Source organism: Lysinibacillus sp. NPDC086135, assembly GCF_044746345.1.
Taxonomy (GTDB): Bacteria; Bacillota; Bacilli; order Bacillales_A; family Planococcaceae; genus Lysinibacillus.
Genome location: NZ_JBIVCA010000019.1, coordinates 73386 through 89276 on the forward strand (window position 1 = coordinate 73386; position 15891 = coordinate 89276).

Sequence of the window (15891 nt, forward strand, 5' to 3'; positions counted from 1 at the left end):
AAGCACCGATGCTCCTTGGCTTTTTTTATTGGATTAAGGGAAAGGAATCGAGAAAAGATAAGTGATTGGTGAGTAGTGCAATTTGGATAGCTTAGAGTGTCAGTGTCCAAATAGTTTTTTGATTCATCACATAGGTTGGTACAAAACGTATGCCATTGTATAGGTTGATTGGAGTGGAGACTGGGCGACTCCTTGGGGATTAGCGTCACAGATGAGACCCTGCAGCGAAGCGAAGCGGCTCATCGGACGCCCCCGGGAAAGCGCCCAGTCGGAACGGAGATCAACCTCACGTTATGATGGTGAACTTCCGTATATTTATTTCTGTATTTTGTTAACGTTTTTCTTCCATTAATTTAGGTTTATCTATGAAGGTTCACTATATACCTGTCGATATAAAGGGTATGATGAAAATGATATTTTGAACGTATCAAATACATAGATGAAAGGAAGAGTGGAATGGATAAAACAAAAGTCCAAAAAGTGAATAAAGCACTTATAGCAACTGTTTTTGCTACTAGTGGGATTGCTGCTGTAGTGCCACCACCACAAAAAGCGGCCGCTGCGGCTAATTCACCATTCACGGATATTGACCAATATTCAAGCCATTACGATAATATTTTAAAATTATACTCTCAAGGTGCGATAAGTGGGTATGCAGATAAAACCTTTCGACCAGATCAAAATGTAACACGTGGTCAAGCAGCAAAAATGTTGGCAACTGTTTTAAACTTAGATTTAAATAATGTACAAGATCCATATTTTAAAGATGTCCCAAAAAGCAGTGAATACTACAAGTATATAGCCGCGTTACAAAATGCAGGAATCATGGCTGGGTATTCAAACGGAACATTTATGCCTAATGAAGTGATTACGCGTGGGCAATTAGCGAAAATATTAGTGCTTGGCTTTAAATTTGAGGTAGCATCTAATTACAACAATAGTTTCAAAGATGTAACTAGCCAAACAAGCAACGCCATCTATATTCAAACTTTAGTAGATTTAAAGATTACAGAAGGGACAACACCTGTCACTTTCTCACCATATAATGCGGTAACACGTGGACAAATTGCATCCTTTATTGTGCGTTCACAAGAGAAAAGGGGCAATGCCACATCTTTCAAAATTACAGGTGTTGAAGACGAACAGATCTACATAAATGGTGAGCCTTACACAGTACCGAAAAGTCTCTCGCATATTTTTAACGAAGATAATGCTGCGGTATTAAAAGGTGCACTTATTGAAGGAGATCTTTCAGGCAAAACCATTCGCTCTGTGTCGAAGCTAACATTGAACGCTAGTGGGACAAGCTCAAGATTTCTAGAGTTTGATGGAAATCATGGGTCCTTTGGTGCAACAATCGTTGTCAATGGGAACTATATTGAATTTTCCAATGTTACATTGACTGGCACAATGTTTGTTAATGAAACGGTACGTCCACCTTTACAATTAGGCGTTTCCTACTATAAACCTTTATGGCTGGGCCCTATAGCAAGCACAAATACGGCATTTATCAACTGGTCTAATCCAGATAATCCAACTGATGAAGGCTCGTCTTCATCAAATAACGGTCCAACAACAGATCTTCAAAATTGGACAGATCAGAATTCTGACAAAAATCCTGATAAAAACAAGCCATTTGTGAACTGGTCTAAAGATAAAGTGACGATGAAAAATGTTGAAAAACATATTGAATTTTATAACAGCACTGTATCACGCCTAGTTGTCTCTCAAAGTGGTACAAAAATCGAAACAAATATGAAGCTACCACGTGTAGACATCATTAGGAATGTCCGCGAATTTGAGATTCAAGGAAATATTGGCACACTAAACCTCGATACAGAAACGAAGATAACAATTTACGGAACTGGTAATATCGACAGGGTAAATTACAATAGCTTTACTGATTTAGAGCTTTATATAGACGGTCGCGTAGGGATTTTGTACGTTGATAATGTTTATGGTTGGGTGGATCTTGGCGATTACACGTATGTTGACAAAGCTATTATACCGAAGGACGAGTCACCGAATAATATTTTCGATGACTTCCTAGAGGATAAAGATAATATTGGCACTATTACAGATCCAGATGGTAAACCAGTCGATAAAGATGACATTGATAATCAAAAACCAGCTGATAAAACAAAACCTTTAATCGACATTACAAATGTAGCAGTTCTAAACGGTAGTGATGTTCAGGTCGACTTTACTTCAGATAAAGTTGGAACTTACTACTATATTGTTCGTGAAAAAGGCGCTGAAGCACCAACGAAAAAAGAAATGGTGAATCGTATTTCTACTGACAATGCGGCAAATGGAACAGGCGCAGCGGTGAATGGCAAAAACACTATTAAAATCACTAATTTAGGTGAGAAAAAAGAATATATCGTTTATGTGATGGTTGTTGACGGGGCGAAAAATGTTTCGGATATTAAATCGCAATCATTCCAAATGAAAGATGGAACACCGCCAGCTGTTAAATCTTTAACAGTTACACCTCTACATGGTGGTACACGTGCAGAGTTTACATTTACAGCGAGTGAACCAGGAGACTATTACTACTACGTACGTAAAAAGACAACTGCTGCTGATCCAACAACAGCAGATATTGTTGCTAAACCAACAGGTAAGGGCAAGGCAGTTGCAGGGAAACTTGGAATTACTGAAATTCTAACAGGTTTAGAGGCTGAAACGGAATACCAACTTTATGTAGTGATGAAGGATGATTCAGGTAATTATTCAAAAGATCCCGCTGTGGCAAAAGAATTTAAAACGAGCGAGCTTGATAATGTTCCTCCATATGTGGAACAAGGAAAGCTAGTAAGAAAGAGCAACAATCAGTTTGAGCTAACTGTGAGCGAAGCATTAGACCCAAAAAGTGCTAACGACGTTAATAATTATTTGTTAACAGGTACAGTTATTGTCAATGTAACTGGAGAAAAAGGGATTAAACCATCAGCTGTAGAGTATAAGCCTGGAGATAAAAAAGTATTATTAACAATTCCATCGGATACAGGGTTTGTTAATGGTGATACATTACGTGTAACGGTGTTACCAGGTGTTAAAGATTTAGCGGATAATGCATTTGAAAACACAAATAACGTGAAGCCAGGAAACTCTATCCGTAACTACGCGGAGTATAAACATGATGATACTGTAATGCCAGTTATAAAAATAGAAAATACGGTGAATAAAGCTGATGAATCTGACGGTTTCCGTCGAGCAGAAATTGAATTCAAGCCGAATAAGGCCGGTACGTATTACTATATGATACTACCAGATACAGTAGTCGATAATGGCGAAACGAAAACTTTCCAACAGTATTTAACAGATCATAATATTACAGAACGTGATTTTACCAATGAATTTGCCGGTGATTCTAATAAATCTGGTTACTTCCAAATTGGTGGAAAAGATGTTTATATTCAACGTGGCTCAGGTACTGCTGATTTAGAAACGGCCACACAAAAATTCCCTGTATCTGTTGAAGAAAATAAACTGGATCCGTTTAGCAGCTATTCTGTTTACATGGTACTAAGAGATCGTGGTGGTGAGCTTTCTAAAATTGCAGGTCCTAAAGAAGTATTTGGAGATGTTAAAGCACCGTTAATTCGAGATTTGGATCTTAAACCAAAAGAAAATGATGATAAAAAAGCAACGATTAGCTTTGAAACGAACGAAACAGCAAAAGTTCATTACTGGTTTGTAGAAAAGAGAATTAAAGATAAAGATGGCAATTTAATTGATAATCCAGACGCTAAATTAACGGCGCCAGCTGATGAAAAGTATTTAGAAACGAAACTGAAAGCAAGTCCATCTGTATCTAAAATAGGTAAAGGTATTTCGGGGAAAGTAGATGCGGTAGGCGTATCATTAAAGCCACATACTGAATATGTTGTTTACGTCGGAGCAGAGGATACGTATGGTAATTTCACGATTTATAAGGCGAATGATCCATATAATGACCATGATAGATCAACAACGGGCTTGATGAAACAAGATTTCTACTCGGATGGTACACCACCAAGCATTGGCATGACGTCCCCTATGGACAATATAAAGTATCCAGGACTTATCTACCGCAATGATGATGATACATTTACAATCACGTTTAGTGAAACGATTATGCGTGATGAAAACGGTAAATCAAGCCTTGTAGGAACAGATGATAAAGTTGTTGTTGGTTTGGCAGATATCTTGAAGATTACTACAAAAGACACGAATGGTAATGATATTGATGTTACAAACAAATACGAACCTGTGTCTTATACAGTAGGAACAGATACTACAAAAGAAAGTAAACTCATTATTAAACCGAAATTACCAAGTGACGGTAATAAAACAATTACTGTTACAATGAATGATAAAACTCGAGATTTTGTTATTCCAGGCTATGAAGGACATAAGTTCATTAATACTGGTCAATATCTATACAGAACATTGGATGCGAAGTTTATGGAAATTAAACTTAGCTACCTTGAATCGTTAGGTGACGATAGAAAAGTTCAAGCTACTTTCGATTTGCTGGGCTCTGCTCAACAATTCTATGAAAATGGCGAATTACTGAAGTACTACTACTTATCAGATACAGCAGGAACAGATCCTAATGTTATTAAAAATAGATTACCAGCGGAGGTAATTGATACAGTTGTGCATGGTTCAAATAGTTCATTAGCAAAAGGAACAGGAACAATTGCAACAAATATTGCTCGTATTACAAAAGAGCTGACGCATCCAGCCAAATTCTTTAACGGCGACTGGGTAACAATTGTATTGGAAGATAAGTATGGTAATTTCCATAAGTTTTATGCGAAGGTTGGCTATAAGGACCCTGCCATCCAAACAACGCCATAAGCATACAAAAACCAAGTGGTCATATAAAGACCACTTGGTTTTCACTTTGGATGTAACCCCCTGGCTAAAATCTTAGCAAAGGCTGTTGTATATATTTGATAGGCATTTCTTGAATTGGTCAAAGCATATATGCTAAACAAGATTTAACGTTAATTAATAATTCCATAAAATATTAAAATGAATTTATCGATTCACACTTTCAAATTATTTCAAACGAATTCGTCTAGCTGTGAGAAGAAAGACTTAATAGCAAATCATTACCATCAGAAATTAATTTTCCGTTCGGTATCTACTTGGTCGTTATAAAATTGTAGTGCTTGCTCTGCTTTCCATTTTTCAATAAGAAGCAAGTCTAATGTTTTGAATAAAATTACTGATAGAAATGTATATTTCCTAGAAGAGACACCTCAAATCCCGTTGAGGTGTCTTTTTATGTTTAAAATAAAATCCGTTAAACCGCCTTATTATCCGTCAATCGGTAGAGTAGTAGAACTAAAAAAATTAAGATAACTATATTCCTAAAAATAGAAAAAATGAAAAGGGGATCTAAGATCCACATAGTGAATAGTTTCTTTATTTTAAGAGTCATAGGCATTAATAATGAAAGGGGAATGGAAATGAAAAACTTTTGGGTATTTGTTATAACAGGAATGCTATTAATCGTTACAACTACGGGATTTGCTCGTATGGCTTACGGTATTATATTACCTTTTATGCAGGAAGGGCTGTCATTAACTACAACACAGTCAGGTTTATTAGGTACGGTGCTTTTTTTAGGTTATTTACTTACAGTAGGTCTGTCTGGGATGCTTACGTTGCGGATTGGGGCGAAAAATGTGCTGTTGGTAGGCGGATGCTTTGTTATTGTAGGTTTTGGAGGTCTTATATTTGTAACGAACTTTTGGTGGGCCGCTATACCTTTATTTTTGGCTGGTGCTGGTAGTGCCCTTGTCTATACACCTCTATTATCAATAGCAGTGAGCTCTTTCCCAAAGAAAAGAGGGGCAGTGATGGGATTGCTAATGAGTGGTGCGGGAGTAGGAATGCTCTTGTCTGGGGTACTTGTACCCTTTATGCTTCGACATTTTCCTGAACTTGGCTGGCGAGGAGTATGGTTAGTATTTACGGTGATCACAATTATAGTCGTGTTAGTTGCATTTTTGGTGATAAAGACACCGCAATCAACGGCAGAAAATGGTACTGTACAAGAAAAAACTAAAGCCTGGAGAAGTAAAGAACTATACCTTATAGCTGGAATTTATTTTGCTGTTGGACTCGTTTATCTTATTCCGAATTTATATCAAACAAGCTATATGAAGGACATTGGGATTTCGAATGCAGTGGCGGGCTCCATTTATGCTGTTGCAGGGATCGTTTCAATTGGAGGTGCTCCAATATGGGGAATGCTAGCGGATAAGATAGGTGTGAAAAAAGCATTAATGGGAGCGTTATTTTTGTCAGTTATTGGAGATGCCTTTCCGCTGTTAATTCCTAATGTAATTGGATTTATCGTGTCTGCTATTATATGGGGTTCGTCTCTTGGAGGTGTCCTTGTACTCATTCAAATGAAGGCGAGTCAAGAGGTATCGGCAAAATATGTGGCGCCAGCGATCGGCTTTATTTCCATCTTTTACGCTATCGGTCAAATGATTGGGCCTGGACTCGCAGGATGGCTTATAGAATATGCTGGGGGATATGCTACTGCTTATGGTTTTGGAGCTACTATTTTCTTTTTATGTTTACTATTATCAATGGTACTTACTACTAAAGAAGAATAGCTTAATCTCTGTTCGTTTGCTATACTTTGGTTATGATTGATAATCGTTCTCAATTGAAACCGAAGGATGGTGACGAACATGTTGAATACTAATTTCCATGAGAACTTTAGTGAATTTTTTCATGCATTGGAAATATTGAAGGTACAAGAATGTCCGTTTGCATTCCAACCAAATGTGCAGGAAGGAGCTATACATCGTTTTATTCCTCGGCCAGATTTAGAAGTGGTTATATCTGATTATTCATTTTATCGAGAGTACCAAATGCAAGTAGTAACAAAGCAGCCTATGGTTGAACTTAGTTTCTGTTTACAAGGTAATAGAGGTGTTTACATCTCAGGTTCAGAATATGAAATTTCTTCAGGAACATGCTCGCTTCAATTTATAGAGCAAGTGGGGGCAAATTTTATGTTTCATAAAAATCAATCCTATCAAATGGTGGGGATTGGTATTCCAATTTCAACCTTCAATCATTTTATGAGTGAAATTGGTGAAACTAGTAGGGAATCCTTTAGTTTCTCTAAAATTCTTGATGGAAAAAGATATAGACTATTTCAAGAGAGAATTAACGCATCTTCCCTAATTATTGTTCGGCAAATGTTAAATGCTATAGCAAGTAAGAAAATGACCAATTTAGAGCTAGAATGTCGAGCATTACAGCTATTATCTATGACATTTCGATCTCATCTATTGGATAATTCTCTTAGCCCTGTTATGTTTTCAAAAAGTGATAGAACAAAAATACAGCAAGCCCAATCAATTATTATGGAGCACATGTCCAATCCTCCAACACTAATTGAGTTATCGCGTTTAATTGGTTTAAACGATTACAAATTAAAAAAGGGATTTAAAGAAATGTTTGGGACAACAGTGTTTGGATATTTAAGAGAAAAAAGGCTAGAGAAAGCATTTCTTTTATTACAAGAGGGAACTATGAATGTAACTGACATTGCGAGTGCAGTGGGATATTCTAATCCTAGCTATTTTGCAGAGATTTTTAAAGAGAGATTTGGAATTAATCCTAGGGAAATAATAAGAGATCTTAATCGATTGTAGAGGATATATCTCTAACTCACAATACAGCTTAAATTGAGTGAATTAATTTAAGGTGTTTATTATGGGAATGGCAAATGGTAGACTTTTTTGCAAGTTTAATAGCATTCTTTAGATAGAAATAAAAAAGGGGGCCTATTTAAGACCACCCTTTTCATCCTCATACCCAACCAAACGCTCGAGCAACTGTCGCCGTTAGCCATGTCACACCAATAGCAATAACCGTTGGAATTAAGAACGACATAAATGTCCACTTTGCACTTTTTGTTTCTTTATAAATATTGACTAAAGTCGTTCCGCAAGGGAAGTGTAGAAGTGAGAATAACATCATATTTAAAGCTGTTAACCACGTCCATCCTTGGTCGATAAACACTTGTTTTAGCTTCGATAAATCCTCAATTTCTAGCATAGCTCCTTGCGATAAATACGCCATAATTAGGATAGGGATAACGATTTCATTGGCTGGTAGCCCAAGAATAAACGCAGCCATAATAAAGCCATCCATACCAAGAGCCTGACCAAACGGATCTAAAAAGTTAACAAAATGCATTAGAATACTCGTATCGCCAACGTAAATATTGGCGAATACCCAAGTTAAAATAGAGGCAGGCGCTGCAACGATAACAGCTCTTTTTAGTACATTCCATGCTTTATCAATACTTGCTCTTAAAACTGTATCCCAAAACTTTGGTTTTCGGAATGGTGGAAGCTCTAATGTGTAATGGGTAGGTACACCCTTTAAAGCCGTTTTAGAAAGAACCCAAGAAACGGATAATGTCACAACGACGCCTAACATAACAAATCCTATTAAAATAGCCGCTGTTATCATTGAACCTGTTGCACCTGAAAAACCAGTTACCATAAATAATGAGGCTAATAAAATAAGTGTTGGCCATCTCCCATTACAAGGAACAAAGTTGTTCGTTAAAATGGCTAACATTCGTTCACGAGGAGATTCTATAATTCTCGTTGATAGAATAGCTGCAGCATTACAGCCAAAGCCCATTGCCATTGTTAATGATTGTTTCCCATGTCCTCCAGCTCGTTTAAATAAACGGTCCATATTAAATGCTACACGTGGTAGGTAACCGTAGTTTTCTAATAGAGCGAAGATAGGGAAGAATATAGCCATTGGTGGCAGCATAACACTAATAACCCAACCTGTACCTCTAAATAGCCCAAGAATTAAAATACCGTGTAGCCATTCTGGTGCGTGCAATGTTTCAAAAAGAATTGTTAGCTTACCCTCTAGATAGCCGAATAAGTTTGCTAACATATCTGAAGGTACGTTTGCGCCAGCAATAGTAATGTAAAAGACAGCCCCAAGCAAGAGAAGCATAATAGGGAATCCCCAAATGCGGGATGTGAAAATTTCATCTAATTTATCAGATCTGTACATTGCAGGCTGCTGTGATACTGCTTTTTTACATAAAGATTTGCTTTTAGTATAAATATCACTAACGATTTCATCTCGAATATCCTCATTTGAAACTTCGTTTACTTCAGCTAAAATACCCTTAAGTGAATTATGATTTAACACTGACTGGGACTCCATTCGTTCTCACCTCTTGCTGGTTATTATTTTTATGGTGTTGCAGTTTTAAGATTAATTCCTCATCACCATCAAGTAAGCGAAGGGCAACCCATCTCGATGGATATTTATCATCAAAATAACCTTCTAATTTGGATTCTACCTTTGTAATGGCGTCCTCTATTTCTTTTGAATATTTCATACGATACGGAGTTGTGATAATTTGCCCACTCACCAGTTGATTTAACGTATCCAGCAATCGATTAATCCCTTTTTTATTTCTTGCTGATATTTTTACAACTGGGACTCCTAGTTCACGAGCTAATCTTTGTTCATCAATTCGGATCCCTTTTTTCTCAGCTTCATCAATTAAATTGATACAAATAATGACATTATTAGTCATTTCTAAAACTTGAAGCGCAAGATTTAAATTTCTCTCTAATGATGTTGCATCGAGAACAACAATCGTTGCATCCGGTTGGTCAAAAATAATATAGTCTCTTGCGACTTCTTCATCTGCCGAATTGGAAAATAGAGAATAGGTCCCGGGTAAATCCACAAGTACATATTGCTGTCCTTTGTGTTCAAAAGATCCTTCTGCATGAACAACTGTTTTCCCTGGCCAGTTCCCAGTATGCTGTTTCAATCCTGTTAATGTATTAAATAATGTACTTTTACCGGTATTTGGGTTTCCCGCTAAAGCTATTCTATTAACGCTCATTTTGTATTCCCCCTTACAATTTCGCCCAAAATCATAGAGCTTTCATTATTACGTAATGCAATCGTCGTATTGCTTACGCGATAAGCAACAGGGTCTCCTAAAGGACTTTTACGAAGAACAGAGATTTCTGCTTCTTTCACAAAGCCTAAATCTAATAATCTTCTTCTAAGAGGACCCTTAATATTAATTTCTTTTATTAAAAAGCAATCTCCGAATGAGCATTCAGAAAGTGGTTTTAATGTTTTTTCCATACGCATTTTTTATTCCTCTCTATAATAATATTTCTCTAACTCCATATTGTTTCTCTAAGGAAACTTTATTAATGATTATCCCTGTTTTATGACAATTGTCAATAGTTATCTGAAAATTTTTTGAAAGAACGCGATGAAAGAGCGTCCTAATGAAGGGATGACGGCGCATTTTTTGACTAAGAAATGTTGAAAAAAAGGGGAGGTGTTTAGCATACAAAGCGGGCAAAGTTTTGATGTAATGATACTCAGTATGATGGGTTCGTTATTAGTGCATATAGATAAGAGGGGATTTGCATTGAAGAGGCGATAGCGGAGCAAAAAAATATGTAATGTATTTTCTCCGTTTCCATTATCCAATCCACCTCATCCTTTGCACTAGAATAATTGATAATAGTTATCATTATCAATTATAATGATTTATGTTGACAACTTCAAACAAAAGAAATGAGTGAATGCCATGAATGTGGATCATCATATTTTTTTATGGAATCAAGCCTCTATTAAAGTGTTGGATATACGTTATACGAGAATGAAGAAGGATAACTCTTTGCGAAACTATCAATTACCTGCCAGTGTATTTTTATTTGCAACAAAAGGAAGTGCAGAAATACAACTAGACAACATTGATTACATTTTAAAGAAGTTTCAAGTGATACATAGTGGGAAAGGAGCTCATCTGAGCTAATCCTAGCTATTTTGCGGGGGTTTTTAAGGAGAAATTTGGAATGAATCCTAGGGAGATAATAAGAAATCTTTACAATGACAATCGACTGTCGCTAGTACGAATGAAAAACTATTAATATTAATAAGTTTCTGGTGAATAATTTCGTATATTAGGGGATGGCATCTATATGAAGAAAAATAAATGTAAACAAGATATGGCGATTTCACAAGTTTATTATCCTGTTCAAATAACTAGATTAGAGGACATTATATGTGACCATGAAGAATTGTCTTCTTTGCCTTGTATTGTTGTTGTTTCTGAAGGCGTGGCATTATGTCCAGTAAATGATAAGGAGTTTAAGTTATCGCGTGGGTCCGTCTTACTTTTGGATAATGCAAAAAGTTTTCTCATCACTGTAGAGTCAAAATTACGAGGCATAGTCATTCAATATCGTACGTATGGTCATGAAAAGCCAAGCATATTGCATCATGCTAAACCGCTTTTGAATTGCTCTTATAGAATTATTAATTTAGCTCTAGAATTGCAAAAGGCTTCAAGGAATACCTCTATTGGTAACCCGTTTCATTTTCAAAGAATGTTTGTGGAGCTACTAGAAGCACTTTATAACGAATTAGATAATCGAAAGAAGCACGATGATTTATGGATAGAAAAAGTACTTGATTACATAGATTTGTATTTCCATGAAGAGCTAACACGTGATCAGGTGGCTGAAATTGCACAAGTAAGCCCAGAGCATTTTTCTCGCACTTTTCACAAACATACGGGCTATACATTCAGTGCTTATCTTACATTACTGAGAATTCGAAAATCACAGCAAAGATTACTCCAGCATATGCCGAAATTAGATCTTCTTGCTCAAGAGGTTGGTTACAGTGAAGGGACGTATTTTAGTCGGAAGTTTAAACAGTTGGTTGGGGTCTCTCCTACTGCTTATTACAAGAAGGAAAAACGGATAGTTGCACTTAATACAAATCATACAGCGTGCCTCATTGCTCTCGGTATTACACCCGAACTAGGTGTATATTCTCCTTGGTTGGAGAGTGTGAGGCAAGTAAGCCCGGTCCACAAATTAAAAGGCTATGAGCATGATATCGCCTCAAATTATCAGGAGATAACAGCTGCTTGTCCAGATGTCATTATTAACTACAGTGGCAGCATGGAAAAACAATTTTTACTGTCATTAGCACCTGTATTCGAGCTGCCATGTAGACAGTTAAGCTGGCGAGAGCAATTTGGGCTTATTGCCAATATTGTTGATAGAAGAGAAGTATATAAGAGCTGGCTCCAGCAATATGATGAACAGATAGCTCTCTGTAACCATATTCTTGATCAACAGCATGGCACAAGAGGTACTGCTATTGTTTGGGAAATAGGTAGTCATGCAGCATATTGCCTAAATAGTAGCCATGGGCGAGGGAGTCATATACTATACGAAGATTTAGGCTTTAGTCGACCAGATGCGATAATCACACAAAATATTGAACAAACAGGATATTTAACAGTAGATATTGAAGAAATCGTTCATTTTCCAGCTGATTATATATTCATAACTGCTCTTCCTACAAAAGATTTCGGAAAAGAGCGTCTCTTAACAGTGTTACACTCAGAAAAATGGCAATCGCTTATGGCTGTACAAAAGAAGCAGGTGTATTTTATTAATCAGTATGAATTATTTTATGGATATGATCCATTATCTACAGCATCTCAATTACATAAATTAATGGGAGTACTGACATCACAAAAGTACAGGGCAACAAATCACTTCCATACATAGACAGTTATTTTACATTCTTCTACAATTATTGAGAATGATTATCAATTGATGCGTATGGAGGGAAAAAATTGCTAAAACAAAATAGAAATTTCATAACACCACTTTTTCTTATATTACTGCTTATATTAACGGCTTGCGGAGAAAAAGAAAAGACAGCTAGTCCTTCTGCAGAACAAGATAAAAAAGAGGCAGAGACAAAAACGGTGCAGACTACAAATGGTGAGATTGTTATTCCGACTAATCCGAAGCGTATTGTAGCAGAGGAATATATCGCTAGTTTACTTGTGTTAGATGTAAAACCTGTGGGAGCTCCTGGGTTGACTCTTGAAAACTATTATTTAAAGGAAGCATTAAAGGGTGTAGAAGATATCGGTGTGTATGGAAAACCATCGGCTGAAAGAATTTTAGCGCTCAAACCTGATATGATTATTACCGGCAATGGGGAAAATTATGATGCATTAAGTAAAATTGCTCCTACGGTTGTCATCCCTTACGGTGAATTGAAGAATGCTCATGAAGAGCTTACATATTTTGGTGAGTTACTTGGCAAAGAGCAAGAAGCAAAGGAGTGGCTCGCACAATATGATCAAAAAATTGCCGATGCCAAAGCACAGGTGGATGCAATAATTCCAGAAGATGCGAGCTTCTCCATTATTGAAGATGCTGGCAAAACCTATTATGCCTATGGTGATAATTTTGGACGTGGTGGACAGCCCGTTTATCAGGCACTTGGTCGAAAGCCACCTGTCAAAGTAGCAGATGAAATTATGGAAAAGCAGTGGGCTGAGATTTCCGAAGAAGTGTTGGCGGATTATACAGGCGATTATATTATTTTGACATCTAATGGTAATCGAACAGTGGAAGAGTACAAAAAAGATCCTGTTTGGGGTAGCTTGCCAGCCGTAAAGAATGATCACCTTTATGTTTGGCCAGAGGAGCGCTCATGGTATTACGACCCAACAGCTGTGTTGGCTCAGGTTGAGGAATTAACAAACTGGCTAACGAAAAAGAAATAACAAAACCAGTATAGCTAAAAAATTTGCACATTTGATCTTTAGCAATAAAATAATGGAAGCATCTTTAGAAATGGAGGTGCTTCTTTTTTGTTTTTAATATGTTATTGGAAATGTTTGGGATTAATAGTATTTACAAATTCTATGACTTGAATTAGAAAGGTGTGAAAACAAATAGTGGGTAAAGATGATCATATCCTTCTGGCCATTCAAGTGAATACAGGAAGCGGGGATAAAAGAGTCTCCTAGAGGACTTTTACGAAGATCAAATTTCTGCTCCTTTCACAAAGCTAAGGAAATTAGTCGGAGGTAAACATAACCCTCTGCAATTAACAACGAATTGGCAGAGGGTCATGATTTTTTCTTTATTTGGAGATCACTGTTGGATTAGGAATGAACCAGATGTCTTTGTTTGAATGAAATGACGATTTCCTTCTATTGTGTAATCAGCAGGTTCTTGATCGCCAAAGTCATAGGTACGAACGATAGAGGCATTCGGTGATAGGTTATTGATAATGATTTCCATATCCGCCTCGAATTCAACTTGTTTTTTATTTAATGTTGCCTGGAATGTGATACGATTCAAATTTCGTGTAATTTGAATTTCCATAACACCAGTATCCTCATTAAGAAGAGTTCCTAGTGGTGGAATAATAACAGTCATATTGGATTTTGTTGTTAAAACGAAGCGCTCTGTACTATTTTCCGAATCTGCAACGTTTATTTTTGCTGTATAAGTATTTTTGTTTCTAGTCATAGCTGTGATTTTACCAGGTACGGCTGCAGTATCCGATATAACTGGAGTTTTAGTCCCGTTCCCTTTAGTCGGTAGATCATATTTTCCATTTACAAAGTCTACTAAAGTCCAGACGTTTGGCACAAGCTGCTGTTGCACAGGCGTTAAAGCTTCGAAGGCTGTTTTCACTGTCTGTACATCTTGGGCAGTGGACGTTTTAGGCGATAAAGCGGCAATAGCGTTTTCCACTTCCTTAGCTGCTGCCTTATCCTTTACAACAAGTTGTTCAGCATCTAACAACATCTTTTCGACACCAGCAGGTAATGAGACGTTTGTATGTCTGCGTAGTGCATTAAGCTCAGCTCTAGCATCAGCTACATCTTGATGGAAGGTAATGCGAGAAGAGTTTAATAATTGGATTTTATTGACCACTTTATCGATAGATGTGTTTGGTGAGATATAGGATGTCAGTATTCTTTGTGATTCCGCACTTACAAAGGTCTTTTGCGCTGCATTTAACGTATTGTACCAAGTTTTCGTTTCCATAACATTTTGGTAGTAATTAACGGAAGTCGATTCCACTGAAGCTAATTTCTCTTCAATTTGATCAGCAAGCTTACGATACGCTACTTTCGTCCGTTTATGATTGGACAGCGTTGAATAATTCGTGACGTACTGTTGTTCCGTTGCAGTCAATTCATCGTATGCTTTGCTAGCTGTCTCTAAAGTTGCTTGGAATGAAGAGGTTGTATCATTAATATTCGAAATAAGTCGAACAACATTCGAAACCTTAGAGTTGTAGTAATAAGTATTATCGTATATGTAAGCAGTTTTTACCTGTCCTGTAATATCAGCAGCCGATGCTGACGTAGTAGGTGCAGCATAGATTAGTGAAGGGGCCGCAACTAGGGCGAGGAAGGCTAGTTTTCTTTTGTTTTTCATAATATGGGAAACCTCCTAATTGGTTTTTTCACAAGTGTCATGGTAATTCATGAGGATTTTTGTCCTAGATGAAATCTTTGATTGTCTTGAGAATATCCTAATATATGTTGATAAACCAATTTTATCATATTAGGATTCTTTTATGTATATTTTGAGTGAATAGGTAGATAGGTTGTGCATTTTTTTAAACACTTTGTGTCTTATGTACTTGGGAATACGAAAAGTAAGAGGTCGCTTTTCAATAGAGATGGATAAGGTGGATAGAATCGCAAGAATGATGGATAGAACTGCAAGAATCTATAAGCCTAAAATGAGTCGTGAAGCATTCAAGTATCTTGAGGAAAACGACATTATTGACCATACATTAGCTAAAATTTAACGAATTTGGTAGGGTTCCTAAATATTGCTATGCATGATTATCAAGCTATTGAATTAAATATACTCCAAGCAATTATCGAGAATCATTTAAGTGATTTTAAAACCTATACAGAGGCGATATTGCTTATATAAAAGAAACAACAGGCCATAGAGATTTTCTAGCCTGTTGTTTTTAAATTAT

General features: G+C 36.8%; 12 protein-coding genes. 8 read left to right on the plus strand and 4 right to left on the minus strand.

The genetic code is table 11. The features are described from left to right. The first annotated feature begins 456 nt into the window (after nt 1–456). The 3 genes from ACIPKN_RS21235 (at nt 457) to ACIPKN_RS21245 (ending at nt 7682) form a co-directional block, all read left to right on the plus strand. Nucleotides 457–4851: an S-layer homology domain-containing protein gene (locus ACIPKN_RS21235; RefSeq protein WP_400939839.1), complete on the plus strand. Its 4395-nt coding sequence runs from the start codon at nt 457–459 to the stop codon at nt 4849–4851. 617 nt (nt 4852–5468) lie between these two features. Further along, nucleotides 5469–6629: an MFS transporter gene (locus ACIPKN_RS21240; RefSeq protein WP_400939841.1), complete on the plus strand. Its 1161-nt coding sequence runs from the start codon at nt 5469–5471 to the stop codon at nt 6627–6629. Nucleotides 6630–6707: 78 nt separating this feature from the next. Then, a complete protein-coding gene (locus ACIPKN_RS21245) occupies nt 6708–7682 on the plus strand; it encodes a helix-turn-helix transcriptional regulator (protein ID WP_400939843.1) in 975 nt (324 codons plus the stop codon). Nucleotides 7683–7839: 157 nt separating this feature from the next. Here the strand turns inward: ACIPKN_RS21245 and ACIPKN_RS21250 are convergent, their stop codons facing one another. From ACIPKN_RS21250 to ACIPKN_RS21260, 3 genes are read right to left on the minus strand one after another with little or no spacing between them, the layout of a single operon-like run. Further along, entirely contained in the window at nt 7840–9234 is a 1395-nt protein-coding gene (locus tag ACIPKN_RS21250; protein ID WP_142509587.1) for a nucleoside recognition domain-containing protein, read from the minus strand. Next, entirely contained in the window at nt 9206–9931 is a 726-nt protein-coding gene (locus ACIPKN_RS21255; protein WP_400939846.1) for a FeoB small GTPase domain-containing protein, read from the minus strand. Before ACIPKN_RS21255 ends, ACIPKN_RS21250 begins: the two co-directional genes overlap by 29 nt. Next, nucleotides 9928–10188: a FeoA family protein gene (locus tag ACIPKN_RS21260; protein WP_400939848.1), complete on the minus strand. Its 261-nt coding sequence runs from the start codon at nt 10186–10188 to the stop codon at nt 9928–9930. The genes ACIPKN_RS21255 and ACIPKN_RS21260 overlap by 4 nt, the downstream gene beginning before the upstream one ends. Nucleotides 10189–10639: 451 nt before the next feature. Between ACIPKN_RS21260 and ACIPKN_RS21265 the strand changes: the two genes are divergently transcribed. The 3 genes from ACIPKN_RS21265 (at nt 10640) to ACIPKN_RS21275 (ending at nt 13657) form a co-directional block, all read left to right on the plus strand. Further along, nucleotides 10640–10867, plus strand: coding sequence for a hypothetical protein (locus ACIPKN_RS21265; RefSeq protein WP_400939851.1), 228 nt, complete (start codon nt 10640–10642; stop codon nt 10865–10867). Nucleotides 10868–11033: 166 nt separating this feature from the next. Further along, a complete protein-coding gene (locus ACIPKN_RS21270) occupies nt 11034–12641 on the plus strand; it encodes an ABC transporter substrate-binding protein (RefSeq protein WP_400939853.1) in 1608 nt (535 codons plus the stop codon). A gap of 68 nt (nt 12642–12709) precedes the next feature. Next, a complete protein-coding gene (locus tag ACIPKN_RS21275; RefSeq protein WP_400939856.1) occupies nt 12710–13657 on the plus strand; it encodes an ABC transporter substrate-binding protein in 948 nt (315 codons plus the stop codon). A gap of 373 nt (nt 13658–14030) precedes the next feature. Here the strand turns inward: ACIPKN_RS21275 and ACIPKN_RS21280 are convergent, their stop codons facing one another. Continuing rightward, nucleotides 14031–15332 (minus strand): hypothetical protein, encoded by a 1302-nt coding sequence (locus ACIPKN_RS21280; RefSeq protein ID WP_400939859.1) that lies wholly within the window; start codon nt 15330–15332, stop codon nt 14031–14033. Nucleotides 15333–15588: 256 nt separating this feature from the next. On the opposite strand from ACIPKN_RS21280, the gene ACIPKN_RS21285 reads away from it, so the two are divergent. Beyond that, nucleotides 15589–15711 carry a hypothetical protein gene (locus tag ACIPKN_RS21285; RefSeq protein ID WP_400939861.1) on the plus strand — a complete coding sequence of 41 codons (123 nt, stop codon included), beginning with the start codon at nt 15589–15591 and terminating at the stop codon, nt 15709–15711. Between the two features lie 29 nt (nt 15712–15740). After that, on the plus strand, nt 15741–15842 hold the full coding sequence (locus tag ACIPKN_RS21290; protein WP_142509584.1) for a hypothetical protein: 102 nt from the start codon (nt 15741–15743) through the stop codon (nt 15840–15842). The last annotated feature ends 49 nt before the right edge of the window (nt 15843–15891 follow it).